The sequence below is a fragment of the Streptomyces sp. NPDC012794 genome (genome assembly GCF_042901085.1).
In the GTDB taxonomy this organism is placed as follows: Bacteria; Actinomycetota; Actinomycetes; order Streptomycetales; family Streptomycetaceae; genus Streptomyces.
Window position 1 is genome coordinate 188657 of the sequence record NZ_JBIBCI010000011.1, and the last position, 26374, is coordinate 215030.

The following is a 26374-nucleotide window of genomic DNA, read 5'->3' on the forward strand; positions in this document are numbered from 1 at the left end:
CTACGAGGACAACACGGATGGAGCGGCGCGGCGCGCCGGGGGACCCCTGCCTCCGTACTCCACCGCGTTATTGACTGGTCGTTCCAGATAGCTTTATGATCTTCCGCGTGGCAAGGACCAAGGAATTCGATCCGGAGGCCGCCCTCCAGTCGGCCCTCGAGCTGTTCTGGCGGCGCGGCTACGAAGCGACGTCGGTGGCGGACCTCGTCGAGCACCTCGGCATCGGACGGGCCAGCATCTACGCGACCTTCGGCAGCAAGCACGAGCTCTACCTGAAGGCGCTGGACCGCTACGCCGAGACGTACGACCCGCTGCTCCTGGCCCAGCTCTCCGCGCCGGGACCCGCGCTGCCCGCCGTGCGGGCCGTGGTGCGCCGCTTCGCCGCGGAGGCCACGGCCCCGGGGGAGCGGCGCAGCGGCTGTTTCGTCACCAACACGGCGGCCGAGCTGGCCCCCCACGACGCCGCTGCCGCCCGGCGGGTCGAGGTGAGCTGGGACCGCTTCGAGACCCTGCTGCACTCGGCGCTCCTGCGGGCCCGGGGGCAGGGGGAGCTGGGCGAGGGCAGCGATCCGCGCGCGCTGGCCAGGATGCTGCTGGTCCTGCTCCAGGGCGTCCGCGTCGTCGGCAAGGCCTCGGACGACCCCGCCCGCGTCCGGGACGCGGCGGAGCAGGCCCTGGCCCTGCTGGACTGACCGCGTCGCCCCCCGTTTCCGATTCCCTTCCCGTAACCGCGTTTCCGCATGCCCGAATTCTGAACCGTTCGTTCAAATATGGGGCTGACCGCCCCTCGGAGGAGTCACCGAAGATGAACCGTTTCACCGGCAAGACCGTCCTGGTGACGGGGGCGGGCTCCGGCCTCGGCCGCGCCATCGCACTCGCCTTCGCCGCGGAGGGCGCCCGCGTCGTCGCCGCGGGCCGCACCGCGGCCACCCTCGACGAGACGGTCACCCTGATCGAGGCGGCCGGCGGCACCGCCGCCGCCGTCCCCGCCGACGTCACGAACTCGGGCCGGCTGGAGGACCTCGTCCGGGAGAGCGTCGCCCGCTTCGGCGGACTGGACGTCGCGGTCAACAACGCCGGGATACTCCGCGGCACCGGGCCGGTCGGCGACGTCAGCGAGGAGGACTGGGACGCGGTCCTGCGCACCAACGTCACCGGCGTCTGGCTGGCGATGAAGCACCAGATCGCGCACATGCGGCGCAACGGCGGCGGCGCCATCGTCAACATCTCCTCCAACCTGGGCGCCCACAAGCGGATCCCGAACGCCGCCGCCTACATCACCTCCAAGGCGGCCGTGTCCGCCCTCACCCGCGCCGCCGCCCTCGACCACATCCACGAGGGGATACGCATCAACGCGGTCAGCCCCGGAGCCGCCGACGCGCCGATGTCGCTGCTGCCCGGCGAGACCGAGGCCGACCGCGCCGAGAGGGTCAAGTCGCAGAACCCGCTCGGCCGGGTCGCGGAGGCCGAGGAAGTGGCCGCCGCCGTGCTCTACCTGGCCTCGCCCGCGGCCGGCTCGGTGGTCGGGACCGACCTCGTCGTGGACAGCGGCTCCTCCGCCTGAGCGCCCCGCCCGGCCGGATCCGGCAGCGGTTTCCCGGCGCATTCGGCGTCCGCCTCCGGCAGCCGGCCACCGAGCAGGAAGCCCTCGACGTAGCCGTCCACACAGGCGTTCCCCGCCTGGTAGGTGCCGTGGTCACCGCCGCCTACGGTGATCAGGCGCGATCCCGCCAGCCGCGCGTGGGCCCGTACGGCCCCCTCGTAACGGGTCGCCGGGTCGTGCTTCGAGTTGAGCATCAGGACCGGCGGCAGCCCCCGGCCGGTCACCTCGGCGCGCGGAGCCCGGGAGCGCGGCCAGGCGGCGCAGACCGAGGCGAAGGCCAGTTCCCGCGCCCCGGCCATCGGGTGGTCGCGGCTGTCCGCCTCGCTCCTGCGCACCCAGTACGCGATGTCCCGGTTCCAGGGGGTGTCCTGGCAGACCACGGAGAAGAAGTCCGCGGCGAACGCGGCCTGCATGGGGTGCTTCAGCTTCTGCGCGAAGGCCCGGCGGGTGGCCGCCGGCGCGCCCGCCGGGTCTTCCAGGACGCCGAGGAGCGCCGCCAGGTCCGGGAAGCGGTTGCCGCTGTAGATGATGCCGGTCGCCGCCGCGTCCAGGTGGTCGGGCAGGACCCGGGTCCCCTCCAGGTCCACCGGGTGCTCGCGCAGCGAGGCGCGCAGCCGCTCGTAGGAGGCCTTGGTCTCCTCCGGGGTCCTGCCCCGGTGGTAGGTGGCGTCGTTCGCGGCCAGCCACGGCAGGAAGTCCTGCTCGAAGCGGCGCTGGAAGCTCATCGGCTGTCCGGTCATGAAGTCCTGCCAGCTGCCGCCGGGGTCGATGACGCTGTCGAGCACCACCCGCTCCACCCGGCCCGGGAAGCGGGTCGCGTACCGGGCGCCCAGGTACGTGGCGTACGACGGGCCGTAGTACGAGACCCGCCGTTCGCCGAGCAGCGCCCGGTAGAGGTCCATGTCGTGCACGGCCTGGTCGGTGGTGACGTACGGCAGCAGACCGCCCGAGTCGCGCCGGCAGTCGCGTACGAAGCCCCGGGCGCGTTCCACCGTGCCGCGTACGGCCCGCTCCGAGCGGTCGCGCAGATCGCCGCCGCCGAAGAGGGCGTCCACCGTGGCCTGGTCGGAGCAGACCACGTTCGTGCTCGCCCCGACGCCGCGCTGGTCGAAGCTCACGATGTCGTACGCGGCCGCCAGCTTCGGCGCGTACGAGGCCAGGCCCGCCGGCCGGCCCAGCCCGGAGGCCCCCGGCCCGCCGGCCGCCATCATCAGGACGCCACGCCGGGCGGCGGGGTCCGTGGAGCGGTGCCGGGACACCGCCACGGTCAGGTCCGGGCCCCTGCCGGGGTGGTACCAGTCGCGCGGCACCGTCATCGAGGCGCACTCCAGCGGCCCGGAGTCGCAGGGCCGCCAGTCGAGGCGCTGGCCGCCGTACCGGCCCGGTACCGGGTTCGCCCCGGCCGCGCCCGCGGCGTGCGCGGGGACCACGGGCAGCGCCGCCAGGGCGAGCAGCCCGCAGGCGGCGGCAGCGGCCCGGCGCGCGGTCTTCTTCAACAGGTCCATCAGGGTGGTCTCTCCCCCGTCGCGGTGATCGGTCGTGTCGATCCTCCGCGACCGCCGCGCCCGCGGCGATCTCCCCACCACCCGTATCCGCGGTGGTGCTGGTGCCACCCCGGGTGTCACCCCCGGTGCCACCGCCGGCGCCGTCCCGGTGTCACGCCCGGCGGACCAGCCGGGTCGTCAGATGGTGCTGGAGGGGCTGCCCCACGGCCGCCATGTCGTGGACGACCGTCAGGCCGGCGCCGTCGAGGGTGTAATGGCGGCGGGTGCCGGTGACCTCCTTCGCCAGCGGGGTCAGCGCCACGTCCCGGGTCTCGATCCCGATCTCCAGCTCCGCCGCCGCCCCGCCGCGGACCCGCCCGGCGTACGTCTCGACGATGCCGGTCGGATGGGCGAGCACCACCTCCAGGGACGCGTCGGGCGTCACCCGCCACCAGCCGGTCTCGCGCCCCGCCGGCCGCACGGGGGTTCCGGCGGCGTCGGTCAGCCACGCGCGTGACTCGTAGCGCAGGAAGGGCCGGCCGTCGTGGCTGAAGGTGATCTCCTGCTCGTACCGGAAGTCCCGCGCCAGGGTCGGGTACTCGCCCCGCCCCCGTCCGTGCCAGCACCCGAGCAGGGGGAGCACCGGAGCCAGCAGCGGATGCGGGTCGGGACCCTCCCCGAGGACGTGGGCGTCCGGGTACGGATTCTCCTGCGCCGGCTCGAACATGTGCACCTTGCCCGTCTGTCGTCGGCCCCCGCGGACGTGCAGCGTAGCGCGCCGGCGGGGGCCGCTCCGGGGCGGTCCGCCGGCCGGACGGGGCGCGGTCTACGCGACGAACTCCTCGTCCCCGTAGCGGACCTCGGCGGAGTTCCAGTCGACCCCGAGCCGGGCCGTGAACTTCCGGGCGAGCGTCAGGTCGGCGATGGGCGCGATGAGGATCAGCCGCCCGTCGAGGGCCACCGAGCCGCCGCCGAGCCGCACCCGCGCCACGGGGTCGGCCATCAGCGCGTCGTGCAGCCGGGTGGCGCTGACGCCCTCGGCCTGGATCTCGACGGCGTCCGTCTCCGGCGAGGTGCGCGGCAGGCAGCGGAACGTCAGCACCGACTCCTGCCGGTACTGCTTGCGGATGACATCGGCGATGTGGTGCAGTCCGTCCGCGTTGACCTCTTCGACGTCGAACTCCCGCGAACGCTCGTAGGTGGTCTGCTGCTCGTTCTCGGACCAGAACACCCCGTCCAGCAGGGTCGAGGCCCCCGGCCGCGCCCCGTGGGAGCGGATGATCTCCCGCACCTCGTGGTCGAAGCGCTTCAGCCGCGTCCGCAGCCGGGGATCGGCCGGATCCGTGATGACGGCGGTGTTGTCGGTGGCGAAGATCTCGGCGGCCGGGCAGTCCGTGCCGCCGGGGGCCCAGGCCGACGGGTCCGCCTGGGCCGTGCCCGCTCCCGCCGACGCCAGCGCCAGGACTCCGACCGCCACCAGTACCCGCAACCGCTTCATTCCCGCAACTCCCTGCCTGTGGACCCGTACTGCGGCGCGCTACCGGGCCGCAGCGGGCCTCATCCTAGGAGCCGGGCGGGACCCCGCGCGGGCGTCGGCACCCCGTATGGCGGATGGCGGACGGTGGCTACTTGCGGGCGGCCCGCATGAGGTACCCCCGGCCGGGGGTATGGGCCCACCGGGGAGGGGGTGCACGGAGTGCGGGATGGTGCACGCAAGGCGGCCCGGGGCGCGGCCGCGTTCGGAGCGGCGGCGACCCTCGCCGTCGCCGCCTGGCTGGTCTGGCTCCTGCCCGGCCCGCAACTGGCCGCCGTACTCGGTTTCGGACCCGTGGACGGAGTCCTGACGGTCGCCGAGTGCTACGAGGCCACCGACGTGGAGGGCTACGCCGCCGGCACGCAGTGCAAGGGCCGCTACGCCCCGGGCCGCGGGGGAGACGGACCGCAGGAGGAGATCCTGCTGGAGACGGCCGCCGACGCCTACCGGCCGGGCACCGAGGTGCCCGTGCGGACCGCGCGCGGGAAGGCGTACGAACTGTCCGGCTTCGCCATCGGCAACCTGGGCGTCGCGACCGGTCTGCTCCTCGTCCCCTTCCTCGCCCTGGCGGCCTGGCTGTCCGCCTGCGCCCGCCGCGGCGAACGGGTGGACGGGGGCGGGTTCGTACTCGCGGCGCTGGCCGCGATGGTGGCCGTGATCGTGCTGGGCCTGGCGGCGGGCCTCCTCGTCGGGCTCCTCACGGCCGTCTTCTGACCCCGGTCGCCCGCGTCCGCCCGGTCACGGATGCCCCGCGTGCTCATGCCGGGGGAGCAGGAACGATGTCGTCAGGACGAGCAGCCCGACTCGACGGCCATGACCAGCGCGAGGCCGCCGGTACCGGGCCCGGCGAAGGCCAGTCCGGGCGGCCGGCGCCCGCAGGAGACCGGCGGTGCGCATGACCCGGTGCCGCCCGTGCCGGGCGACGAGCCCCGGCGTCGGCCGCGAGCCGGGCAGCCCCCCGAGGCAGGGCACGACGAAGGCGGGACCGTACCGCCAGGGGGCGAACCGGCCCGAACAACCCCATCGCGGCCCCGCCGAGCGGCGGTCCGAGCACGGTGGCCGTCCAGGTCGTGGACTCGAACCGCCCGTTCGCGACCACGTTGACGGCGTGTGCAGATGCGAGCTCGTCGCACCTGGTCACGGCACGTACGACGGCTGTAGCCGCAATGGGTTCCCTGTGCCAACGTAGGCCCCATGGACGGCAATCGGGGCAGCGGCCGCAGTACCTCCACGCACCGGCACGACGACCATCACCACGAGCACCATCAGGGCGGGCGGCGCCGGCTGCGGCACCTGCTCACCCCGCACCGCCACGACGCCGGCGACAAGGTCGACGCGGCCATGGAGGCCTCCCGCGACGGCATGCGCACGCTGTGGATCTCCCTCGCGGTGCTGGGGGCGACCGCCGCCGCCCAGGCCGTCATCGTCGTCCTGTCCGGGTCGGTCGCGCTGCTCGGCGACACGGTCCACAACACCGCCGACGCGCTGACGTCCGTACCGCTGGGCATCGCCTTCGTCCTCGGCCGCCGGGCGCCCAACCGCCGCTACACCTACGGCTACGGCCGCGCCGAGGACCTGGCGGGCGTGCTCATCGTGCTGGTCATCGCCGCGTCCGCCGCCCTCGCCGCCTGGGCGGCCGTCGACCGGCTCCTGCACCCCCGGGAGGTGACCCACCTGTGGGCGGTCTGCGCGGCGGCCCTGACAGGCTTCGCCGGCAACGAATGGGTGGCCCGCCTGCGCATCCGCACCGGGCGGCGGATCGGGTCCGCCGCGCTGGTCGCCGACGGCCTGCACGCCCGCACCGACGGGTTCACCTCGCTGGCCGTCCTGCTGGGCGCCGCCGGCGCGGCGGCCGGCCTGCGGGCCGCCGACCCCGTCGTCGGCCTGCTGATCACCCTCGCCATCCTGCTGGTCCTGAAGGACGCCGCCCGCGAGGTCTACCACCGGCTGATGGACTGCGTCGACCCCGCCCTCGTGGACACCGCCGAGCACGCCCTGCGGGAGGTCCCCGGCGTCCTCGGCGTCGGCCAGCTGCGCATGCGGTGGATCGGCCACGCCCTGCGCGCCGAGGCCGACATCGTGGTCGGCCCCCACCTGACCGTCGTCCAGGCGCACGGACTGGCGCTCGCCGCCGAGCACGCCCTGATCCGGGCGATCCCCAGGATGACGGCCGCGACCGTCCACACCGATCACCCGGCCCTCGCGGACCACCTGGCGGCCTGAGGCCCGGCCGCCGGCGCCGCGCCCGGCCCGGGCGGCGGTGCCGGGGCCGCCCGGTGGTTCAGCGTGCCGCCTCCGCGCGGTGGACGAGGCCCGTGATCAGCGCGGCGATCTCCGGCCACAGGGCCCGCGGCAGGTCGTGGCCCATGCCGGCGAAGACGGCGAGCTCGGCGCCCGGCACGGCCTCCGCGGTGGCCCGGCCGCCGCTGACGTGGCACAACGGATCGTCGGCCCCGTGGATCACCAGCGTGGGCAGCAGCAGCGAACGCAGTCGCGCCGTACGGTCGCCCGACGCCACCGAGGCCACGGCCTGGCGGGCGACGCCGAGCGGGTCGTACGAACGGTCGAAGGCCCGGCCGGCCCGCTCGCGCACCGCGTCCTCGTCGAACGCGAACCCCGGTGAACCCAGCACCCGTACCGAGTGGACCATCCGTTCGACGACCTCCTCGCGGCTCCTCGGCGGCGGCCCCGCCAGCGCGCTCAGGGCCCTCGGGTCCGGCAGGCCGACCCCCGGGCCGCCCGTCGTGGACATCATGGACGTCAGCGACCGGACCCGGCCGGGGTGTTCGATCGCCATCGTCTGGGCGATCGCCCCGCCCAGCGACATGCCGACCACGTGGGCGCCGTCCAGCCCCAGCGCGTCGAGCAGGCCCACCGCGTCGGCCGCCATGTCGGACAGGGAGTACGCCACGGACGACAGGTCCCCCGCGAGCGCCGCCGGCACATCGGGCACCGGCGCGTCCCGGAAGTGGGAGGAGAGCCCCACGTCGCGGTTGTCGAACCGGACCGGCTGGACGCCGCGCCGGGTCAGTTCCGCGCAGAACCCGTCGGGCCAGCCGTGCATCTGGAGGGCGAGGCCCATGACGAGAAGCACGGGCGGGTCCTGCGCGTCCCCCCAGCGCTCGTAGGCCACCTCGATGCCCGCCGGTCCCACGTTCACGGCCATCTCTTCGCGCACCGTCACGCCGCCTCCTCGTCGCGGGGGAAGGACGCCGAACATACCGGCGGGACACGGCCCGCAGGGCCTCACACGGCCGGGCGCGTCCCCGGTACGGCACGCCCGCCGCCTCCCGCCAGGCCCGTGGGGCATCGCCCGTTCCGGCGAAGCGGCTGCCGCGCGGCCCCTCGTACCGTGCGGGTGATCAGCGTCGCTCCGGCTCGCGGCGCTGACGGGGGCCTGCGGGGGCCGGGCCCCGGCCGGTGGGGGCCGCCAGGGCCTCGGGCGACCCGTCCCGCTGGTGCGGGACCGGCGGGTACGGCCGCGCCCCCGGGGCGTCGTGCTGGAGCGAGACCGTGTGCGCGGGCGCCGGGATCGAGATGCCCTCCGCCCGGTACCGCTGGTGCAGGCGCTTGATGAACTCGTGCTTGATCCGGTACTGGTCGCTGAACTCGCCGACCCCGAGGATCACCGTGAAGTTGATCCTGGAGTCCCCGAAGGTGTGGAAGCGGACGGCGGCCTCGTGGTCGGGGACCCCGCCGCTGATGTCGGCCATCACGCCGTCGACGACGTCGAGGGTCACCCGCTCGACGTGCTCCAGGTCGCTGTCGTAGCCGACCCCGGCCTGGACCAGGATCGACAGCTTCTGCTCGGGCTGGGTGAAGTTGGTCATGTTCGTCCGCGCGAGGCGGCCGTTGGGGATGATCACCAGGTTGTTCGACAGGTTGCGCACCACGCTGTTGCGCCAGTTGATGTCGACGACGTACCCCTCCTCACCGCTGGTGAGCCGGATGTAGTCGCCCGGCTGGACGGTCTTCGAGGCGAGGATGTGCACCCCGGCGAAGAGGTTGGCGAGGGTGTCCTGCAAGGCCAGGGCGACCGCGAGACCGCCCACTCCGAGAGCGGTGACCAGCGGGGCGATCGACACCCCGAGGGTCTCCAGCGCCACGAGGACGCCCATCGTCAGCACCACGATCCTCGTGATGTTGACGAAGATCGTCGCGGACGCCGCCACGCCCGTACGCGACGCGGCCACCGACTGGACCAGACCCGCCACGACCCGGGCCGCGCTGAGCGTGGCGATGACGATGAGCACGGCCGTCAGCGTCTGGCTGACCAGAGCCGAGCCCCGCGCGGTGAACGGCAGCGCCGACGTGGCCACCGCGGCCCCGGCGAGGACCGCGGCCCAGGGGACGATCGTCCGCAGCGCGTCGACGATGACGTCGTCCCCGCTCCAGCGGGTCCGGCTCGCGTGCTTGGCCAGCCACTTCATCAGCGCGCGCAGCAGCAGACCGGCCACGCCGCCGGAGGCCAGCGCGATGCCGGCCACCATCCAGTCGTGCAGGACGAGGTCCCGGGTCACCGGCCCGCCTCCGCGCCGAGGGGGGCGAAGGAGCGGGGGGCCGCGGGCCGCCTTATGTGCTGTGTCGTCACCTTGTCACCTGTCAGATCGTGTCGTGCGCGGCGCTGTTGGAGCGGATGTACGCATTCCGAACGCACGGTCATCCTGCCCCATGGTCCCCCCGGGCCCGCAGCCGGACCCCGGCGTTCCGGCCGTCCGGCGGGGCGCGGGCGCACGGAGCCCCGCGCCGGGCGTCCGGGCGTGCCCCGGCCACTGCCCGGCGTACGGGTGGTGAATCGATTCGGCTCCCTACCGGCGTCCCCGCCGGACGGCCGCGGGGTTGGTCCGGGTTGACGAACCGCTCACCTGCCCGGCCCACACCCCCGGCCTGTCGGGGTGGTCCGGGCCGTGGGAGAGGGGTGATATGTGCAGCGCGTGGAGAGGCGCCCGGGCCCGCCAACAGGCCATGGGGGCCCACGCGACCGTTCTCTCGCACTCCCGCGGCGCTCTCGGCGTCGGCGGGGAAGGAAGTCATGAACCTCAACGCTCACAAGGTGACCCGACGGCCCCGGACGCGTTCCCGGGTGCTCCTCGCCTCCATCGCCGCGACCGCGGCCCTGACCGGCCAGCTGGTGGCACTCGCCCCCGCCGCCTCCGCGCACGGTCCGAAGCCGGGCGACAACGCCCCCACGGCCCAGGACAAGCAGCGCAACCCCGACAAGGACGCCCACAAGAAGAAGCCGTCCCAGTTCCCGCACGGACTGCGCCAGTTCACCACCGACAACACCTTCACCGTCCCGGCGGGCGTCAGGACGGTCTTCGTCCAGGCCTGGGGTGCCGGCGGTGGCGGCGGCGGTGGCGGTGGCGCCTCCACCACCAGCGCGGGTGGCGCGGGCGGCGGTGGCGGCGCCGGCGGCTTCACCTGGTGCACCCTCAACGTGACCCCGCTGGCCGACTACGGCGTGGACGTCGGTGACGCCGGAACCGGCGGCACCGGTGGCGCCGGCGGCGGAGCGACGGGCGGGGCCGGCGGCGCCGGTGGCGCGGGCGGCAACTCCACCGTCGTCGCGACGACGACCAACACCACGCTCGCCACCGCCTCCGGCGGCGCGGGCGGTGGCGGCGGTGCCGGCGGTACGACCACCCCGGGCGCTGGTGGCGCCGGCGGTGCGGGCGGCAACGGCTCGTGCTCCACGGGCGGCGTGAACCGGACGGGCGCCCCCGGCACGCCCGGCGGCACGGGCCTGACGGTCGGCCAGGGCGGTCTCCCCGTCGACGGCATCGTCGCCCTGCCCCCGCGCGGTGCCGAGGGCGGCGACGGCGGGGCGGGAGGCCTCGCCCCCGGTGGGGCCGGCGTCCCGGGTCAGCCCGGCGGATCCGGTTACGTCGTCATCTGGTGGTAACACCGTCCTGACCGGACGGGTGCCCACACCCCGACCGCCCGTTCCCGCGGCCCCCGGGCCGCGGGAACGGGCGGTTCCGCGTTCCTAGGACCCGGTGAGGAACTCCCGCAGGTCGACGATCCCGTAGCCCTCCTCCAGGGCCGCTTCGATGATCCGGGGCAGGGCCTGTGCGTCGAGGACGACCCCGTCGCCCGTGGCGCTGCCGACGTGCATCTGGAGGATCGCCCCGGGAGCGAAGGAGCCCACCGCCCTGCTGACCGCCTTGTCCACCGTCATGCCGCCGGCCGTACCCAGGTAGCCGTTCGTGTCGTTGGTGAACTCGATCGCCGCGTAGCCGAGGCCGTTGACGTCCTCGACGGATTCCTGCGTGGTGGAGCTGTACGGGAACCGGAAGAACGGAAGCGGCTCGGCCCCGGACGCCGTACGGATCGCCGCGTCGGCCGCGCGCACCTCCCGCTCCCGCTCCGCCGTGGCGAGGTCGTCGAAGTAGGGGTGGCTGTGCGAGTGGTTGCCCAGCCCGTGCCCCGCGGCGGCCATCGCGCGCACCGCGGCGGGACGGGCCTCCGCGAACAGGCCCGTGGGGAAGAAGGTGGCGGCCGCCCCCCGGCGCCGCAGTTCGGCCAGGACCGCGTCGAGCCCGCTCTCGTCCCACGCCGCGTTGAAGGTGAGCGCCATCACCCTGCCGGACGTCGGCAGCCGGCGGATCTCCCGCCCCAGCAGCGAGGCCGGCGGCCGGGGACCCGCCGCCGCGGCGGCCCTCCGTACCGGGGGACCGGAGGCCGCCAGAGCGCTGGGGCCCGCAACGAGCCCCGCCGCCAGCAGCGCCGCCATCGCGGCGCGTCGTCCCACATCCACCACGTCACTCCCTCGGACACGGCGCCGCCCCGCGCGGCGCTGCCACGACTATGCGCGACCGGCCGGCCGGGAGCCGCGCGGCCGTGGCGGGCACCCGGGTGATTGCCGCGGGCCGCGCCGCCGGCGCACGGTGTGCCCGGCCCGCCGCCGCCCGGGAGCGCCGTACAGTCCGCTGCGGGCACCGCCGCCGCCGTCACCGCAAGGCGCCTACCGGCAAGGGAGACAGCCGTGAACTCGACCGACCAGGACCGCTTCCCGCCCGACCCGGCCCGGCCCCAGGACGGGGACCTCACCGGAAGGGCCTCGCTGCACGTGCTCGTGCTCGCGGGCTCCTCCCGGACCGGCTCGGTCAACGCCCGGCTGGCGGCCCTCGTCGCGAGCCTGGTGGTACGGGCGGGAGCCACCGCCGAGCCCGCCATGATCGGGGACTTCCCGATGCCGCTGTACGACGGCGACCTCGAGGCCGACGAGGGGGTGCCGCCGGGGGCACTGGCCCTGCGCGAGCGGATCGAGGCGGCCCAGGCCCTGGTCATCGCCTCGCCCGAGTACAACGCCTCCGTCCCGGGCGTGGTCAAGAACGCCGTCGACTGGGTCTCCCGCGTCCGGCCGCAGCCCTTCAAGGACAAGCAGGTCCTGCTGGTGTCGGCCTCGCCCTCGATGGTCGGCGGCAACCGCGGCCTGTGGGCGCTGCGCATCCCCCTGGAACACCTCGGGGCGCGGGTCTACCCCGACATGTTCAGCCTGGCGATGGCCCATCAGGAGTTCACCGAGGACGGCGCGCTCACCGACCGGGGGCTGGCCGAGCGCCTGACCTCGACGGTCGACTCCTTCCTGGACCTCGCCGAGGCCGACACCCGCTACCTGTGCCTGCAGCGCCGCTGGTACGAGTTCCTCGGTGACCGGACCGACGCGCCGGTCACCGCCCGCGCCCAGGACTGAGCGGCCCGCCGGGCCGCGCCCCCCGCTCAGCGCTGCGACAGCTCCGACGGAGCCTCCTGCACCACCCAGCCGTTGCCGTCCGGGTCACGGAAGGTCAGGAACGAGTTCCAGGTGTCGCCCTTGCCGTCCTCCCAGCCCGCCGCCCCGAGGTGGCGCACCGGGGAGACGTCCACACCCCGCGCCACCAGCTCCGCGCGGGCCGCCTCGATGTCGGTGACGCAGAGCTGGAGCCCGTGCAGCGTGCCCGGCGCCATCACCGCCGTGCCGGGCGCGGGCGGCATCCCCTGGAGCAGCGCGACCGAACACCGCGATCCGGGCGGGGTCAGCTGGATGATGCGCACTCCTGGGGCGACTTCGTCGTCGAGGTCCACCCCGAAGCCGACGGCGTCGGCGTAGAACTCCTTCGCCCGGTCCATGTCGGTGACGGGTACCGGGACGACTTCGAGCGTCCAGTTCACGGAGAGCCTCCTCGAGAGCGCCGGCGGATCCGCCGGACGGTGGGACGGTGGGACCGAGTCTCCCGCAAGAGGGCGCACCGGGTCCGCAGGCTCAGCCACCGGCGCAACCGGCCGACGCGGGGCGCACACCCGCGCAGGGGGGCGCGCGCTGGTGTGAAGGGGGCGTGCGGGACGGCGGATGCCACTCTTCCGGAAGTTTTCCGAGACCGGGCTTGCACGATCGCACGCCATTTCCGATGGGGTGGTGATGAGGGCGCTCGACGCTCCACGGCTGCCGCACACGGGGGCAGGCAGCCCTTCTTCCCCACCCACCAGTCGGAAGGTTTCACGCCGAAGTGAATGTTGCCGAGATTGTCGCCCTCGCGCTGATAGTCACCACCACGGTCCGTGTTTTCTCGAGCGATGTGACACCCACCGCCCTGGAGGGCGGCGACGAGCAACGGTGGGGGAATGCATGAGCGAAGGCGAGTTCGACCCAGCGGGGGACCAGACGGTCTCCAGTGAACTGGCGGGCGTCCTGCCCGTGGAGTTCACCGCGTTCCACTCGCAGCAGCACCGCGCGTACCTGCGCTACGCCCACCTCCAGCTGGGCAACGCCAAGGACGCCCAGGAAGTCGTCGACGACGTGTTCACCTTCCTGCTGAAGGTGTGGCGCCAGGCCCTCAAGGAGGCGAGCCTGCACGGCTTCGCCTGGGCGGTGCTGCGCGAACACGTCGAACGCCGGCTGGCGGCCCTCGGCCGCCAGGTCGCCATGGTGGAGACCGCGTGGTTCTGCGCCCTGCGCCGCTCGTCGAGGGAACGCCTCGAACTGCTGGAGTCCAAGCTCGGCCTGTACGCGGCCATCGCGGAGCTGTCCGAGCGACAGTACGACGTGGTGCTGCTGGCCTTCCTGCTGGGCAATGACTCCGAGACGGTCGCCCGCATGATGGGGATCTCCCCCGCGACCGTCCGTTCACACGTACGCGGCGCACGCCGAACCCTGTCCCGCAAGCTCGGGGTGGACTGGATCCCCGGAGAGGAGAAGGACCAGTGAGCGACATGCCCGCTGACCGTGACATGCCGCTGTGCGAGCTGAACGCGGCCCTGAAGAACGCCTCGGTGCTCGCGGAGGAGTACGCCGGCTACGACGAGGGCGCCGCCCGGCGCCGGATCGCCCGCCGGATCGTCGCCGACCGCGCCCGCTCCGCGATCGGCAGCGCCACCGGCTCGGACCTGCCCGTCCGGTGCCCGGCCACGGCCGCCGACCACGACGCCCTCGTCCTGGACGCCGCCTGCCACGTGCGGGCGGCCCGCGTCCTGGACGACGTCACCTGGTCCCTCGTGGAGAGCCGGGACTTCGCGGAGCGCGCGCTGCACGCCGAATCCTGGCCCCACGGCGTGGACTCGGCGCTGCTGTTCGGTTCCCTCCTCCACCTGACGGAGCGCACGGAGGGCGCCCGCTTCTGGTTCCAGTACGCGGCCGGCGCGGGCTCCCGTACCGCCGCGCAGTGCCTCTACCTCCACCATCTCTCCCGAGCGGAGGTCCGTACCGCCCGCCACTGGAAGCAGCAGGCCCGGATCCTGCCCGCCGAGGAGCACCTGCCCCACCTGCCGCTGATCCCGGGGGACCTCGAAGAGGCCCTGACCGCCTCCGTGATCTGGACCTCCCCGCCCATCACCACCCAGGACCTCAGCTCCCTCTCCGGGGGGCCCGGCCGGGCCGTGCGGCCGCCGTACCGGCTGCCCGCGCGGCTGCGCCAGGCCGTGGCGGAGCGCCCCCACAGCGAACACCCCGACCTGGGGGAGGTGTTCACCCCCGGCCCGCCGGTCGCCGTGGCCGTGGCCCACCACGCACGCCTCAACCCCCTGTACCTGACGCCAGAGGCGAACGCGTGGGCGCTCGAAGCGCTCAAGCAGCCGCACCTGACGCACGCCGCCCGCAAGACCCCCGAAGCGCGGCCGGCGCCGGCCGCGCTGGAATCCGTACACCAGGCGCTGCGCGTCCTGGAGGTGATCAACCGGTTCTCGGGCGGCGTCAGCCTCACCCAGATCGCCCGTGAGACGAAACTGCCGCAGCTGGTGATCGCCCGGGCGGTGGAGCAGCTCTTCCGGGCCAACCTGGCCATCCCGACCGGGCCCGACGCCTACATCGCCGGCAACGCCCTGCTGCTCACCGACGCGGCGGGCGGTGAGGGGCGCGGGCACCTCAAGGAGACCCTCGCCTGGGTGCGCGACGCCGTCGGCGCCGCCGTCTACGTGGCCCGTTACACCGACGGCGAGGTCTCCATCACCCAGTACGCCGACGGCCCGGGCACACCCGTCGTCGAGGAGTGGGTCGACTTCAGGTCGGCCGCCCACGCCTCCGCCGTCGGCAAGGCCCTCCTCACCCAACTCGACTACGACGACCGGAAGGACCACCTGGACCGCCACCAGATGTCCAAACTGACCCGCCACACCCTCGCCAGCGAGAAGGCCCTCTTCCACCAGCTCGACACGCGCGGGCCCAACGCCCCGCTGCTCGATTTCCAGGAGTACGCCATCGGCACGGTCTGCGCGGCCGTCCCGATCACCTCGGGCCCCAACGCCGAATGCGTGGCCCTCTCCATCCCCGTCCCCGATGCCGGACGGCTCAGGCAGGCCGCCCGGATCCTGCAGAGCGAGGCCGCCGCGGTCTTACTGGCCCTGATCGTGGCCGGCAGTACCAGGCCCGACCCGGTACCGGTGCGCGGCACACCCGCCTCCCCGGACCTGCCGTGGACCGGGTCCGCCGCGGCGGACCCGGCCACACTGCCCACCTTCCTCTCCACCACCGTCTAGAGCGGTCGGCCCCGCCCGAAACCGGGGCCGCGTCCGGTCAGGACGACGACGCGCCGGAGCGGGCCCGGACATCCAGGCCCGGCCCGCTTCGCCGCACGTCAGCCTGAGGCGCCCGGTCGGGGCTGAGGCCGCGTCATGCGCGGCGGGACCCGAGGGCGGCCACCGCGCCGACCATGCGGTCCCAGAAGAGGTCCGCGTCCAGGGTGGTGGCGACCCGTGCGTTCACCGGGCGGCCCACGTAGTCGTGGAGGTCCACGACGGTGGCGCCGCGGGTGTAGCGGCCCTGGAGCTCGACCACGACGTTGGCGTCCACACAGCCCACGATCGCCGGGTCGATCACCCGGGCCACCGCGACCGGGTCGTGCAGCGGCGCATAGGGCATGTCCCACAGCAGACGGTACGTGGAGGCGTAATAGGTGAGCAGTTCCACGCAGACGGAGCCGAGTTCCGTGCCGAGGGCCTCGAAGCGGGCCAGCACTTCGGGCGTGGCCAGGGCCTGGTGCGTGACGTCGAGCCCGCACATGGTCACCGGTACGCCGCTGCCGAAGACGACGGCGGCGGCCTCCGGGTCGGTGTACACGTTGAACTCGGCCGCCGGTGTGCGGTTGCCCGGCCCCACGGAACCGCCCATCAGCACGATCTCGCGGATGCGGGCGCCGATCCCGGGGTGGCGGGTCAGGAGGAGGGCGATGTTGGTCAGCGGGGCGGTGGGCACCAGGGTGACCGGTTCGGGGTGCTCGAGGAGGATCCGGTGGATGAGGTCCACCGCGTGCTCGGGCACCACGTCCACCGTGGGCGGCGGGAACTGCGGCCCGTCCATGCCGGATTCGCCGTGCACGTCGGCGGCGACGGCCAGCGGCTGGAGCAGCGGCCGGTCGCAGCCGGCGGCGACGGGCACGTCCGTGACGCCGGCGAGGGTCAGCACCCGGCGGGCGTTGAGGGTGGTCTTCTCCAGCGTCTGGTTGCCGGCGACGGTGGTGACGGCGAGGAGGTCGACGCCGGGATCACCGGCCGCCAGCATGATCGCCAGGGCGTCGTCGTGTCCGGGATCGCAGTCGATGATGATCGGTACGGGCACGCGCTGGTCCTCCTCCTGGTCCTGGGCCGCCCAGTCTGCCCCCGGGAGACCGCGCGGGCCGCTCCTTACGAGCCAAAAACGCGGCGGGGCGTGGCGGACGGCGACTCCTCGGCGGGCGGTGTGATGGTCGGCCCACTACCCCGGACGGGGGTGGTGGTGGCGGCGGCTGACGCGCCTGCGCCGATGGCGCGGGGGAGTGTGGAACGGTTCGTGCCGATCACGCACAGCAGCGATCGGAAGGACAACCCATGCTCAGAACGGTGTTCACTGCCGGCGCGGCCGCCGCGCTCGCCGCTGCCGCCCTCGCGCCCTCCGCGGGTGCCGCGACCTCCTCCGTCCCTGCCGCCGCGCCTCCCGGCCAGATCACCGTCGACGTGGTCCAGGTCAACGGCTCCGGCTGCCGCCCGGGCACCGCCAACGTGGCGGTCTCCCCGGACAACACCGCCTTCACGGTGACGTACAGCGAGTACCTCGCCCAGGTCGGCAAGGACGCCAAGGCGACCGACTTCCGCAAGAACTGCCAGCTCGGCCTCCGCGTGAACGTGCCCCAGGGTTACACCTACGCCATCGCCAAGGCCGACTACCGCGGCTTCGCCAGCATCGCGGAGGGCGCGAGCGCCACCCAGAACGCCAGCTACTACTTCCAGGGCATGTCCCAGACGGCCTACCGGAGCCACACCCTGAACGGCCCCGCCGAGGGCAACTGGCAGGTCTCGGACGCGGTGCCGGTCGAGGCGCTGGTCTTCCACCCCTGCGGGGCCAAGCGGAACCTGAACATCAACACCGAGCTGCGTGCCCACGCCGGCTCCTCCGACACGGCGAACACCACCAGCTTCCTCGCGATGGACTCCACCGACGGCAGCTTCAACACCGTGTACCACTTCTCCTGGAAGACGTGCCCGCAGCGGCGCTGACACCCGGCCTGACGGCGAGGGGCCGTACCCGGGACGCGCCGGGCACGGCCCCTCGGCATGCCGGGAGCTGGTGTGAAGAGATGCCATTGGCGACATTCGGGTGGGAATGCCCCCACCCGGCAACCGGAAGCAGAGAGTAACGAGTCATGACGATCAGTGATGGCTCCACTACCGGGAGGTCTGATGAGCACCATGAACGCCGCACCGACCTACGGCCTTTCCACCGGGACGCCGCAGTGGGCGCTCGACCCCTACCGCTTCCCCGGTCTCCACGACATGGACGAGCCCGAGGCGCCCGCGGGCCCCGGGGCCGATCCCTCCGAGTCCTCCGAGCCTTCCGGGCCTTCCGGGCCTTCCGAGCCCTTCCGCCCGTCCGGGCGCTGAGCCTGCTCGGGAAGCGGAGGCTCCGGTTACTCGCGAGGAAACCCGCCCTTTGGTTATGGTGAGCGCCTTCCGGTCGCGGTCCCTTCGGATCTCATGCCCAGTCAGGGATCCGGGTGCTGATCGAAGGATGTCCCGCCAATCCGGGACGTAAATGCATCCAGAGCGACGTGCTGTCGGCAACACCGCCCGACGTCGGCTCCATGCGAGCCGGCCTGCGCCCGCCCCGCCACCCGGGGCACGGGCGCGGCGGCCCTCTCATTCACCTACCTCGTGAAGGCAAGGCAGAGATGGCAAGAGCCACCAGACAGTCCTCCCGGCGGTCCACCCGACAGGGCATACACCCCGTCGACGAACTCCTCCCCTTCCCCCGACTCGCCCTGTACGGCTTCCAGCACGTGCTGGCGTTCTACGCGGCGGCGGTCATCGTCCCCGTCCTGCTCGGCAACGCACTCGGACTCACCCGCCAGGAACTGGTCCACCTCATCAACGCGGACCTCCTCACCTGCGGCATCGCCTCGATCATCCAGGCCCTAGGCATCTGGAAGGCGGGCGCCCGGCTGCCCCTCGTCCAGGGGGTCACCTTCACCGCGGTCTCACCCATGATCGCCATCGGCCTGGGCGCCGGCGGCGGTACCGCCGGCCTCCTCGTCGTCTACGGCGCGGTGATCACGGCGGGCATCGCCACCTTCGCCTTCGCACCGCTCTTCAGCAAGCTGGTGAAGTACTTCCCGCCGGTCGTCATCGGTACGATCCTCACCGTCATCGGCATCACCCTCATCCCGGTGGCGCTGCAGGACGCGGCCGGCGGGGCCCACCTCCTGGGAACGCCCGCGTACGGGTCCATGAAGAACCTCGCGTACGCGCTGGGCACCCTGCTCTTCATCCTGGCGCTGGTCCGCGTCGGCAAGCCCTTCCTCAGCAGCCTGGCCGTCCTCCTCGGGCTCGTGGCCGGTACGGCCGTCGCCTGGCTCTTCGGGGACGTGGACTTCGGCGCCGTGGCGCAGGCCGACTGGATCGGGGTCACCACCCCCTTCCACTACGGCATGCCGCGCTTCGAACTGCTCCCGATCGCCGCGATGCTCGTCGTCATGCTGATCACCATGGTGGAGACGACCGGCGACGTCTACGCCATCGGGGAGATCACCCGCAAGAAGGTCGACGCCGACACGGTCGCGCGGGCCCTGCGCGCCGACGGCGTGGCGACGGTCCTCGGCGGTGTCCTCAACTCCTTCCCGTACGTGGCCTTCGCGGAGAACATCGGCATCGTCCGGATGTCGAAGGTCATGAGCCGCTACGTCGTCGTCGCGGCCGGCCTGTTCATGATCGCCCTCGGGCTGCTGCCGAAGGCGGGCAGCCTGGTCGCCTCCGTCCCGCACCCGGTGCTGGGCGGAGCGGCGGTCTCCATGTTCGGCATCGTCGCGGCCGTCGGCATCCAGATCCTGGCCAAGGCCGACCTGCGCGAGGAGCGCAACACCCTGATCCTGGCGGTCAGTCTGGGCGCGGCCCTGCTGCCGACGACGGTGAAGCCCTTCTTCGAGCGCATGCCGGACGACGTCCGGGCCGTGCTCGACAGCGGGATCACGCTGGGGGCCCTCACGGCCATCCTGCTGAACCTGCTCTTCAACGTCTTCACGAGCCGCAGCACGATGGAGATCGACTGGGACGACATCGAGGAGGACGGCCCGCCCGGCCCCTTCGTGGCGACGGCCCGTTGACGCACGGGCGGGCCGGGGAGGGGCTCGCGCCCTCCCGGCCCGCCCGGCCGCTCCGGGACCCGAGTCAGCCGCCCGCCGGAGGCCTCGCCGGGGCCTCGCCCTGCTCGCCGATCAGCTCCCAGAAGTGGTCGGCCAGGCGGCGCAGGTAGGCGGACCGCTCCGTCGCTATCTCCTTCAGCCGGGCGTCGTCGTTGCGGGCGACCAGGTGCCCCATGTACCGCTCGGAGAAGGCGGAGAGCTCCGTGTGCATCGTGTGCAGCGCGTCGCCGACGCTGGTGGCGTCCACCGACACGATCTCCACCACGGGATCGACGTGGGCCTTCCACCGCCCGGTGACCGCCGACCGCAGGTGCTCCTCCAGCTCCTGGTCGCGGCCCGTGATGGTGGTCAGCGCGCGCAGGGACAGGCCCAGGGCCTCCACCAGGACCCTGGTCTGCCGGGAGTCCCCCCGCCAGTGCCCCGACTGCTCGGCGGCGCGGTACTCCGACGGGCCCATGCCCAGCCGGTAGGCCAGCCGTTCCACGGTGATCCGGCGGGCCAGCCGGAACTCGGGGAGCGTCCTCGGCACGGTTCCCATCAGGGTGACCGCGTCGCACCACAGCACGTCCGCGAGGGCGAAGAGGTGCTGGTCGGAAGGGACGTGGGAGCCCTGCTCCCACGCCGCCACCATGGCGGGATGGACGGGGCTCCCGCAGGCCGCCATGGCCTCGGCCACCTGAACCGTGCTCAAACCCATGCGAGCGCGCGCGGATCGGGCTTCGGTGGGGGAAAAGGGAGTGCTGTACACGTACACGCCACCTCGCGACAACCCTCGAACGGCCCGCGCCCGAGGAGAAACGGAATGCTGAACGAACACCAAGCGCGGGCACAGTAACAGATGTTCAGAAGGTTCGGGCTGGTTCTGTTCCTTGAATTGGAAGGCTCTGATGGAGATTTACTCTAATGATCAATGGTGACTTGATGCGTCCTCGCGGGGAAGCGGAATCTCTTCTCCGGGCTGCGTCGCGGACAGGGAGGCAGCGAGCGCCGCAGCCGCCAGGGCGAGCGCGGGCACCAGGAACAGGGCCGTGCGCAAGCTGCTGTGGGAGGCCAGGAAGCCGATCAGCGGCGGACCGGCGAGGAAGGCGAAATAGCCGGTGGTCGACACCGTCGCCACCGCGGTCCCCGGGGCGGCGGAGGGGATCCGGCTCGCCCCGCTGACGACCAGGGGGAAGGACGCGGAGATCCCGAGGCCGACCGCGCAGAACGCCACCGCCGAGGCCACCGGGTGTCCGGACACCAGGGCCACCACCGCCCCGGCCGCGGTCAGCAGCGCCCCGCAGCGCACGACGCGCACGGGACCGAAACGCCCGGCCGTCCGGTCGCCGCCGAGCCGCCCGGCCGTCATGGCCAGCGCGAAGGCCGCGTACCCGGCACCCGCCAGACCCGGCCCCGCGCCCAGCGCGTCGGCCAGGTACACGCTGCTCCAGTCGGTCACCACCCCCTCCACGAGCAGGACGCACAGCCCCAGCGCGCTGAGCGGCAGCAGCCGGGCGCCGCCCCGGCCCCGGCGCCGGGCGGCCGCCACAGGCCCGCCCGGCCCCGCCCGGCGCCCGGGCGGCGCGGGCGGCGCCGCCCGGTGCAGGGCGGCCACCGCCACCCCGGCGGCGGCCGTCCCGATGGCCGCCGACACCGTGAACTGCGTACGCGCGGCCACTCCCGCGCCGGCGGCGGCGGTACCGAGCAGCGCACCCGCCAGCGCCCCGGCGCTGAACAGGCCGTGGAAGGAGGAGAGCCTCGCCCGGCCGCTGCGCCGCTCCAGATCCACCGCGTGGGCGTTCATGGCGACGTCAAGCGCCCCGACCGCCGCGCCCAGGACGACCAGTCCCAGCATCAGGCCGGTCATGGAACCGGCCAGCCCGGGCAACGCGATGGCCGGGGCGTAGACGAGGGCGGCGCACCGGGCCACCGGCCGGCTGCCGAAGCGGTTCACCAGCAGACCGGCCGCGGGCATGGCCGGTACGGAACCGAGCGCCACCCCGAGCAGGGCCGTACCGAGCTGCCCGTCGGAGAGCCCCAGCTGCTCCTTCACCTGGGGGATGCGCGGGGCCCAGCTCGCCAGGACGATCCCGTTGAGGAAGAAGACCGCGTAGAGCGCGCCCGCGCCCCCGGTGGCGGTACCCCGGCCCCCGGCGCCGCTCACCGCGGGGAGGGCAGGACCGGGAGGCGGACGCCCGTGCCCTCCGGGACCAGATCGTGCACCGAGGTGGCGGGATGGGAGGGCGCGCAGGTGAAGGCCTCCGCGTACCGGACCCCCGCCTCCAGGCCGCGGTGCGCCGCCTGCTGCCGTGTCAGGTCCACGAAGTCGGCGCCCTTGCGCTCCTTGCGGGAGCTGTTCTGGCTGTGGTGCTCGGCCAGCATCGCCTCCTTCACCGCCATGGTGTCCGTGATGTCCACCCACAGGTCCGGGGTGCCCGCGTTCGTTCCGAGCAGGGTGTCCATGTAGAAGAGCGGGGGGACCGCGTCCGTGGCCGGGCTCCCGGTGGAGAGGGCGGGCTCGCGGGCCAGCAGCCGTGCCGCGCCGACCAGTCGGCTCACGGCCCGGTGGTCGGGGTGGTAGTCGTCGGGATGGTGGGCGAGGACGATGTCGGGCCGCACCCGGCGCAGCACCTCCACCATCTGGCGGCGGGTGTCCGCCGTGTCGAAGAGGAAGCCGTCCGGCTGCCCGAGCCAGATCAGCTCCGCGTCGAGCACGCCGACGGCCCGCCGTGCCTCCTCCTCGCGGACCGCGGCCGTTCGGGCGGGCGGCAGGGTGCGGGAGCCGAGTTCACCGTTGGTCGCGATGGCGACGGTGACCCGGGCCCCCTGCCGGGCGTAGTGGGCGAGCGTCCCCGCACAGAAGAGCTCGACATCGTCGGGATGGGCCCCGACGGCCAGGATGCGCACTGCTGTCACTCCTCTACTGGTAGCGCTGGGCGGCGTCCGCGAGGACCCGCGCGAAGCCGAGGACGCTGCTGTCGGTGAGGAAGCGCCGCAGCACGCGCTGATGGCCGTTCCTGCCCAGTTCCCGCGCGTAATCCCGGTCCGAGAGCAGCCGGTTGACCGCCTCCCCGAGCCCGCGCAGGTCCCGGGGGTCCGAGAGCAGCAGCCCCGTCGTGCCGTGCTCGACCTGTTCCCGGATCCCCCCGACGGGGGCGGCGACCACGGGCCGCCCCTTCCAGGCGGCCTCGGACACGGTCAGGCCGAAGCCCTCGGCCAGGCTCTTCTGGATCACCACAGCCGAGTGGCGCTGGACGGCGTTGACGGTCAGGGCGTGCTCGGACCGGTTGTCCGTCGGCACCTGGACGAGGTGGACGCGCCGCCCCCGCGGGCCGAGGTCCTCCCATGCCTGACGGCACTCGGCGAAGACCTGTTCGGCCTGCCGGTCGCCCCTGGTGTCCGGGCCGACCAGCATCAGGTGGGCGCCGAAGGCCGGATCGACGTACTCGGCGAAGCCCCGGATCACCCCCGGGACGTCCTTGACCCGGTCCCAGCGGCTCACCTGGGTCACCAGGGGCGCGCCCGCCGGGGCCGGTCCGCCGGCGCGCACCACGCGCGCCGGATGGCGTACGAGGAGGTCGGTCAGGGCGTGCCGTCCCCGAGGGGCGCCGCCCGCCTCCTCGATCAGCCCCGCGCCGGCCAGCAGGCGCGACGGATCCGCGTCCGGGCGCAGCGGGATGTTCTTGGGCGACAGCGGATCGATGGACGGCTGGACGACACGGCGGTCCACCGCCGGCGGTCCGGCGGGCAGGACTCCGGGATAGGAAGTGATGTGGCAATGCGCGGAGGAAATGTAGCGGTACAGGAATTCCCATCCGGGCGCCGCGAGGTCCTCCCTCAGCGCCGTGCCGACATGGACCCGCCACAGCACGGTGCAGCCCGCTTCGCGAAGATGGGGAATGAGTCCGGCGGTCTGGTGGTCGTGGAGGACGACGATGGAACGCCGGCCCATGGCGGGGACGAGCCGCGCCGCTGTTTCCGCGCATATCCGTTCGTACATCCGGCGGCCCCGTTCGAGGTCCGCGGCCTTCGCCCCCGGAGCCACTCCGCACAGCCGGTAGTACAGGGACTTGGTGAAGGCGCGGAATTCGGGCGGCCCGCCGATGATGGCCCAGCGGGTGGAAATGCCCTCGCCCGCGAGGCAGGGGAGATTGGCCCGCAGGAGTTCGGCCACTCCGCCCCGCACCGGGTTGTCACTGATGTGCCATACGGTGCGCCCGTCGAGCAGCTCACACACTCCGCGCAGGGTGTCCCGTACGGTTTCCGTCCGCTCGGCGCCGACGATCGGCTCGATCCAGTCCAGTGGCGTGCCGGGCAGCTCCACCTCGGGTACGGCCGGTACCCGGGCAGGCGCGGGCAGGGGCCGGGAGCCCGGTAATCGCCTTCCCCGGGCCGACTGCGCCCTCCCCGGCGGGCGGGACCCGAGGGGGACCGAGAGTTTGTGCAACAACCTGTTTCCATGGCGCAGACGTGTCACGATATTCGCCTTCCCGGGAGTGTCGGGCATCGAAGGTGAGGGGAAACCCGCTCGACTCATGGTCGAATTCCGGTCCCTCCGGCCTGTTGTGGCCGCAGGGCGATCCCCGCACCCATGACGGTCGGGGGCGACCGGGGAAGTGAGGATGTGTCGGCATATGAAGGAATCCGCGTCGCCCCGCCCCGATCCTGGCATGAGGTCCACAGCCGTGACATGTGTTCCCGCACACGTAGCGAACGCGCGGTGAAGCCCTCACACCCGCCGTTCGGGACCGCGTCAGGGCTCCCATCAGCGCATTCCCGCCGAGCGCGGTGAACTGCCCGTCGGCCGGAACGCGAATCCGTTGACGGAGCGCTTACGCGAACGCATCGTGAAGGTCATACGCCCTTTGCCTGCGGGACTTCTTGTTCCGTGGCTCCGTACGGCCGGACGGTTCGCGCCGCATCGCGAATGGTCCCTTGCCGGTGTGCCGCCGGGGCTTACGATCTCGACGGACGGTCTCCTCCCGCGACCGCCGCTCCCCCCCCGCACCCGTGGAGGTCAACCGTGTTCCGGACGGTCGAAGGACACCGCAGTCACCGCGACGGCGCTCACCACCACCCCTCCCGCCGGCGTCCGCGCGCCCTGGCCGCCGCGGCCGCCGCCGCGGGCATGTTCCTGGCCGTGGGCTGCTCCTCCGGCGACAGCGGACCGGGGGAGGCGGCAGGGGGCGTACCGGTCGTCGAGAAGGGCAAACTGACCACCTGCACCCACCTGCCCTACCCGCCGTTCCAGTTCGAGCAGGACGGCAAGGTCGTCGGCTTCGACGTGGCCCTGATCGACCTCGTCGCGAAGAAGCTCGGCGTCGAACAGAAGATCCTCGACACGCCGTTCGAAAACTTCAAGACGGGTGCCTTCCTCAACTCCGGCCAGTGCGACCTCGCCGCCGCCGGCATGACCATCACCGACGAGCGCAAGAAGAACGTCGATTTCTCCGTCCCCTACTTCGACGCCACCCAGGCACTGCTCTCGACGAAGAAGAGCGGCATCAGCTCCCTCGCCGACGTCAAGGCCAAGGCGAGAAAACTGGGCGCGCAGGCCGAGACCACCGGCGAGAGCTACGCCAAGGCGCAGGGCTTCGACCCCGTCGCCTTCGAGAGCTCGGACGCGGTGCTCAACGGCCTGCGCACGGGCCAGGTCGACGCCGTCGTCATCGACTACCCGGTCGTCCAGGGCTGGCTCAAGGACCCGGCGAACGCCTCGGCGTTCGCCCTCGGCCAGAACATCGAGACCGGCGAGAAGTACGGCTTCTCGGTGAAGAAGGGCAACACCGCCCTGCTCGCCGCCATCGACAAGGTGATCACCGACGCCAAGGCCGACGGCACCTACAAGAAGACCTACGAACAGTGGATCGGCCCGCTGCCCCAGGCCGCGTCGTGACCTCACGGCTCACCCGGCGGCAGCGGCGCCGCGTCTGGCAGGGCGTCCAGTACGCGGTCTTCGCGGCCGCGCTGGTCCTGGTCGGCGTACTCGCCGACTGGGACCGGCTGCGCAACCAGTTCGCCCAGACGGACCTGGCGCTCAGGCTCTTCCCGAAGATCATCACCATCGCCCTGCGGAACACGGTGGTGTACACCCTCTCCGGGTTCCTCTTCGGCCTGGTGCTCGGCCTGGTCATCGCCATGATGAGGCTGTCCTCGGTGGCCCCGTACCGCTGGGTCGCGAGCGTCTACATCGAACTGTTCCGGGGCCTGCCCGCCCTGCTGATCTTCATCTTCGTCGGCGTGGCGGTACCGCTGGCCTTCCCCGGCACCGCCATCCCCGGCGGCACGTACGGGAAGGTCGCGCTCGGCCTCGGCCTGGTCGCCGCCGCCTACATGGCGGAGACGATCCGCGCCGGCATCCAGGCCGTGCCCAAGGGGCAGATGGAAGCGGCCCGCTCCCTGGGCTTCTCGCACGGCCGCGCCATGGTGTCCGTGGTCATCCCCCAGGCGTTCCGCATCGTCATCCCCCCGCTCACCAACGAACTGGTCCTCCTCTTCAAGGACTCCTCGCTGGTGCTCTTCCTGGGCGTGACGCTGGAGGAGCGGGAGCTGACGAAATTCGGCCGCGACCTCGCCAGCGAGACCGCCAACTCCACCCCGATCCTCGTCGCGGGCCTGTGCTACCTCCTCGTGACCGTGCCGCTCAGCTTCGTGGTGCGCCGGCTCGAGGCCCGTGCCGACAAGGCCACGTGAG

General features: G+C 73.2%; 24 protein-coding genes and 2 pseudogenes. 13 read left to right on the top strand and 13 right to left on the bottom strand.

The features are described from left to right. Positions 1-107 precede the first annotated feature (107 nt). Positions 108-692, top strand: a complete 585-nt coding sequence (locus ACFY7H_RS21835; RefSeq protein ID WP_388940309.1) for a TetR/AcrR family transcriptional regulator — start codon at positions 108-110, stop codon at positions 690-692. A 113-nt stretch (positions 693-805) separates the two neighbouring features. Beyond that, positions 806-1564, top strand: a complete 759-nt coding sequence (locus ACFY7H_RS21840) for an SDR family NAD(P)-dependent oxidoreductase (RefSeq protein WP_388940312.1) — start codon at positions 806-808, stop codon at positions 1562-1564. Here ACFY7H_RS21840 and ACFY7H_RS21845 read toward each other — a convergent pair. The 3 genes from ACFY7H_RS21845 to ACFY7H_RS21855 all read right to left on the bottom strand — a co-directional run bounded on the left by ACFY7H_RS21845 (position 1492) and on the right by ACFY7H_RS21855 (position 4585). After that, on the bottom strand, positions 1492-3108 hold the full coding sequence (locus tag ACFY7H_RS21845; RefSeq protein ID WP_388940314.1) for an alpha/beta hydrolase: 1617 nt from the start codon (positions 3106-3108) through the stop codon (positions 1492-1494). The genes ACFY7H_RS21840 and ACFY7H_RS21845 overlap by 73 nt on opposite strands. Positions 3109-3259: 151 nt before the next feature. Next, the gene (locus ACFY7H_RS21850) at positions 3260-3814 is read right to left on the bottom strand and encodes an FABP family protein (protein WP_388940316.1); all 555 of its coding nucleotides are present in this window, start codon (positions 3812-3814) and stop codon (positions 3260-3262) included. 99 nt (positions 3815-3913) lie between these two features. Then, on the bottom strand, positions 3914-4585 hold the full coding sequence (locus tag ACFY7H_RS21855; RefSeq protein WP_388940318.1) for a hypothetical protein: 672 nt from the start codon (positions 4583-4585) through the stop codon (positions 3914-3916). Positions 4586-4783: 198 nt separating this feature from the next. Here ACFY7H_RS21855 and ACFY7H_RS21860 point away from each other — a divergent pair, with 198 nt between their 5' ends. Further along, positions 4784-5335, top strand: coding sequence for a hypothetical protein (locus tag ACFY7H_RS21860; protein WP_388940320.1), 552 nt, complete (start codon positions 4784-4786; stop codon positions 5333-5335). Between the two features lie 83 nt (positions 5336-5418). Here the strand turns inward: ACFY7H_RS21860 and ACFY7H_RS21865 are convergent. Then, positions 5419-5720 (bottom strand): annotated as a pseudogene (locus tag ACFY7H_RS21865) (MFS transporter); the annotation flags it as partial. A 95-nt stretch (positions 5721-5815) separates the two neighbouring features. Between ACFY7H_RS21865 and ACFY7H_RS21870 the strand changes: the two are divergent. Further along, positions 5816-6844, top strand: coding sequence for a cation diffusion facilitator family transporter (locus tag ACFY7H_RS21870; RefSeq protein ID WP_388940321.1), 1029 nt, complete (start codon positions 5816-5818; stop codon positions 6842-6844). Positions 6845-6902: 58 nt separating this feature from the next. On the opposite strand, the gene ACFY7H_RS21875 is transcribed toward ACFY7H_RS21870, so the two are convergent. Further along, positions 6903-7787, bottom strand: a complete 885-nt coding sequence (locus ACFY7H_RS21875; protein ID WP_388940384.1) for an alpha/beta fold hydrolase — start codon at positions 7785-7787, stop codon at positions 6903-6905. A 196-nt stretch (positions 7788-7983) separates the two neighbouring features. Next, complete coding sequence (locus ACFY7H_RS21880; RefSeq protein ID WP_388940322.1) at positions 7984-9141, bottom strand: mechanosensitive ion channel family protein; 1158 nt, start codon at positions 9139-9141, stop codon at positions 7984-7986. A gap of 512 nt (positions 9142-9653) precedes the next feature. Between ACFY7H_RS21880 and ACFY7H_RS21885 the strand changes: the two genes are divergently transcribed. After that, a complete protein-coding gene (locus tag ACFY7H_RS21885) occupies positions 9654-10523 on the top strand; it encodes a hypothetical protein (protein WP_388940324.1) in 870 nt (289 codons plus the stop codon). 84 nt (positions 10524-10607) lie between these two features. Here ACFY7H_RS21885 and ACFY7H_RS21890 read toward each other — a convergent pair whose 3' ends face one another. Beyond that, the gene (locus ACFY7H_RS21890; protein WP_388940325.1) at positions 10608-11378 is read right to left on the bottom strand and encodes a polysaccharide deacetylase family protein; all 771 of its coding nucleotides are present in this window, start codon (positions 11376-11378) and stop codon (positions 10608-10610) included. Positions 11379-11684: 306 nt separating this feature from the next. Between ACFY7H_RS21890 and ACFY7H_RS21895 the strand changes: the two genes are divergently transcribed. After that, positions 11685-12317: an NADPH-dependent FMN reductase gene (locus tag ACFY7H_RS21895; protein WP_388940386.1), complete on the top strand. Its 633-nt coding sequence runs from the start codon at positions 11685-11687 to the stop codon at positions 12315-12317. A gap of 26 nt (positions 12318-12343) precedes the next feature. Here ACFY7H_RS21895 and ACFY7H_RS21900 read toward each other — a convergent pair whose 3' ends face one another. Beyond that, complete coding sequence (locus tag ACFY7H_RS21900) at positions 12344-12775, bottom strand: VOC family protein (protein WP_388940327.1); 432 nt, start codon at positions 12773-12775, stop codon at positions 12344-12346. Between the two features lie 454 nt (positions 12776-13229). Here ACFY7H_RS21900 and ACFY7H_RS21905 point away from each other — a divergent pair, with 454 nt between their 5' ends. Together ACFY7H_RS21905 and ACFY7H_RS21910 are read left to right on the top strand one after the other, a co-directional pair. Then, on the top strand, positions 13230-13808 hold the full coding sequence (locus ACFY7H_RS21905; protein ID WP_388940328.1) for an RNA polymerase sigma factor: 579 nt from the start codon (positions 13230-13232) through the stop codon (positions 13806-13808). A gap of 869 nt (positions 13809-14677) precedes the next feature. After that, positions 14678-15445, top strand: a pseudogene (locus ACFY7H_RS21910) (IclR family transcriptional regulator C-terminal domain-containing protein); the annotation flags it as partial. Between the two features lie 259 nt (positions 15446-15704). Here ACFY7H_RS21910 and ACFY7H_RS21915 read toward each other — a convergent pair. Beyond that, positions 15705-16649: a nucleoside hydrolase gene (locus ACFY7H_RS21915; RefSeq protein WP_388940330.1), complete on the bottom strand. Its 945-nt coding sequence runs from the start codon at positions 16647-16649 to the stop codon at positions 15705-15707. Between the two features lie 248 nt (positions 16650-16897). Here ACFY7H_RS21915 and ACFY7H_RS21920 point away from each other — a divergent pair, with 248 nt between their 5' ends. The 3 genes from ACFY7H_RS21920 to ACFY7H_RS21930 all read left to right on the top strand — a co-directional run bounded on the left by ACFY7H_RS21920 (position 16898) and on the right by ACFY7H_RS21930 (position 19662). Next, positions 16898-17563, top strand: a complete 666-nt coding sequence (locus tag ACFY7H_RS21920) for a DUF4360 domain-containing protein (protein WP_388940332.1) — start codon at positions 16898-16900, stop codon at positions 17561-17563. Positions 17564-17746: 183 nt separating this feature from the next. Continuing rightward, entirely contained in the window at positions 17747-17947 is a 201-nt protein-coding gene (locus ACFY7H_RS21925) for a hypothetical protein (protein ID WP_388940333.1), read from the top strand. A 287-nt stretch (positions 17948-18234) separates the two neighbouring features. Continuing rightward, complete coding sequence (locus ACFY7H_RS21930; protein WP_388940334.1) at positions 18235-19662, top strand: nucleobase:cation symporter-2 family protein; 1428 nt, start codon at positions 18235-18237, stop codon at positions 19660-19662. Between the two features lie 64 nt (positions 19663-19726). Here the strand turns inward: ACFY7H_RS21930 and ACFY7H_RS21935 are convergent, their stop codons facing one another. From ACFY7H_RS21935 to ACFY7H_RS21950, 4 genes are all read right to left on the bottom strand, one after another. Then, complete coding sequence (locus ACFY7H_RS21935) at positions 19727-20398, bottom strand: helix-turn-helix domain-containing protein (RefSeq protein WP_388940335.1); 672 nt, start codon at positions 20396-20398, stop codon at positions 19727-19729. A 210-nt stretch (positions 20399-20608) separates the two neighbouring features. Further along, a complete protein-coding gene (locus tag ACFY7H_RS21940; protein WP_388940337.1) occupies positions 20609-21844 on the bottom strand; it encodes an MFS transporter in 1236 nt (411 codons plus the stop codon). Next, on the bottom strand, positions 21841-22596 hold the full coding sequence (locus ACFY7H_RS21945) for a PIG-L deacetylase family protein (protein WP_388940339.1): 756 nt from the start codon (positions 22594-22596) through the stop codon (positions 21841-21843). Before ACFY7H_RS21945 ends, ACFY7H_RS21940 begins: the two co-directional genes overlap by 4 nt. Before the next feature lie 4 nt (positions 22597-22600). After that, positions 22601-24004, bottom strand: coding sequence for a glycosyltransferase (locus tag ACFY7H_RS21950; RefSeq protein WP_388940341.1), 1404 nt, complete (start codon positions 24002-24004; stop codon positions 22601-22603). Between the two features lie 804 nt (positions 24005-24808). Here ACFY7H_RS21950 and ACFY7H_RS21955 point away from each other — a divergent pair. Next, on the top strand, positions 24809-25576 hold the full coding sequence (locus ACFY7H_RS21955; protein WP_388940388.1) for an ABC transporter substrate-binding protein: 768 nt from the start codon (positions 24809-24811) through the stop codon (positions 25574-25576). Then, complete coding sequence (locus ACFY7H_RS21960; RefSeq protein ID WP_388940343.1) at positions 25573-26373, top strand: amino acid ABC transporter permease; 801 nt, start codon at positions 25573-25575, stop codon at positions 26371-26373. Before ACFY7H_RS21955 ends, ACFY7H_RS21960 begins: the two co-directional genes overlap by 4 nt. The last annotated feature ends 1 nt before the right edge of the window (position 26374 follow it).

What these genes read in the sequence shown, in the direction of transcription:
- ACFY7H_RS21840 (WP_388940312.1), top strand. Translation starts at nt 806, where the DNA reads ATGAACCGTTTCACCGGCAAGACCGTCCTGGTGACGGGGGCGGGCTCC.
- ACFY7H_RS21845 (WP_388940314.1), bottom strand. Translation starts at nt 3,108, where the DNA reads ATGGACCTGTTGAAGAAGACCGCGCGCCGGGCCGCTGCCGCCGCCTGC.
- ACFY7H_RS21850 (WP_388940316.1), bottom strand. Translation starts at nt 3,814, where the DNA reads ATGTTCGAGCCGGCGCAGGAGAATCCGTACCCGGACGCCCACGTCCTC.
- ACFY7H_RS21855 (WP_388940318.1), bottom strand. Translation starts at nt 4,585, where the DNA reads ATGAAGCGGTTGCGGGTACTGGTGGCGGTCGGAGTCCTGGCGCTGGCG.
- ACFY7H_RS21870 (WP_388940321.1), top strand. Translation starts at nt 5,816, where the DNA reads ATGGACGGCAATCGGGGCAGCGGCCGCAGTACCTCCACGCACCGGCAC.
- ACFY7H_RS21875 (WP_388940384.1), bottom strand. Translation starts at nt 7,787, where the DNA reads ATGGCCGTGAACGTGGGACCGGCGGGCATCGAGGTGGCCTACGAGCGC.
- ACFY7H_RS21885 (WP_388940324.1), top strand. Translation starts at nt 9,654, where the DNA reads ATGAACCTCAACGCTCACAAGGTGACCCGACGGCCCCGGACGCGTTCC.
- ACFY7H_RS21905 (WP_388940328.1), top strand. Translation starts at nt 13,230, where the DNA reads ATGAGCGAAGGCGAGTTCGACCCAGCGGGGGACCAGACGGTCTCCAGT.
- ACFY7H_RS21920 (WP_388940332.1), top strand. Translation starts at nt 16,898, where the DNA reads ATGCTCAGAACGGTGTTCACTGCCGGCGCGGCCGCCGCGCTCGCCGCT.
- ACFY7H_RS21925 (WP_388940333.1), top strand. Translation starts at nt 17,747, where the DNA reads ATGAGCACCATGAACGCCGCACCGACCTACGGCCTTTCCACCGGGACG.
- ACFY7H_RS21930 (WP_388940334.1), top strand. Translation starts at nt 18,235, where the DNA reads ATGGCAAGAGCCACCAGACAGTCCTCCCGGCGGTCCACCCGACAGGGC.
- ACFY7H_RS21935 (WP_388940335.1), bottom strand. Translation starts at nt 20,398, where the DNA reads ATGGGTTTGAGCACGGTTCAGGTGGCCGAGGCCATGGCGGCCTGCGGG.
- ACFY7H_RS21955 (WP_388940388.1), top strand. Translation starts at nt 24,809, where the DNA reads ATGTTCCTGGCCGTGGGCTGCTCCTCCGGCGACAGCGGACCGGGGGAG.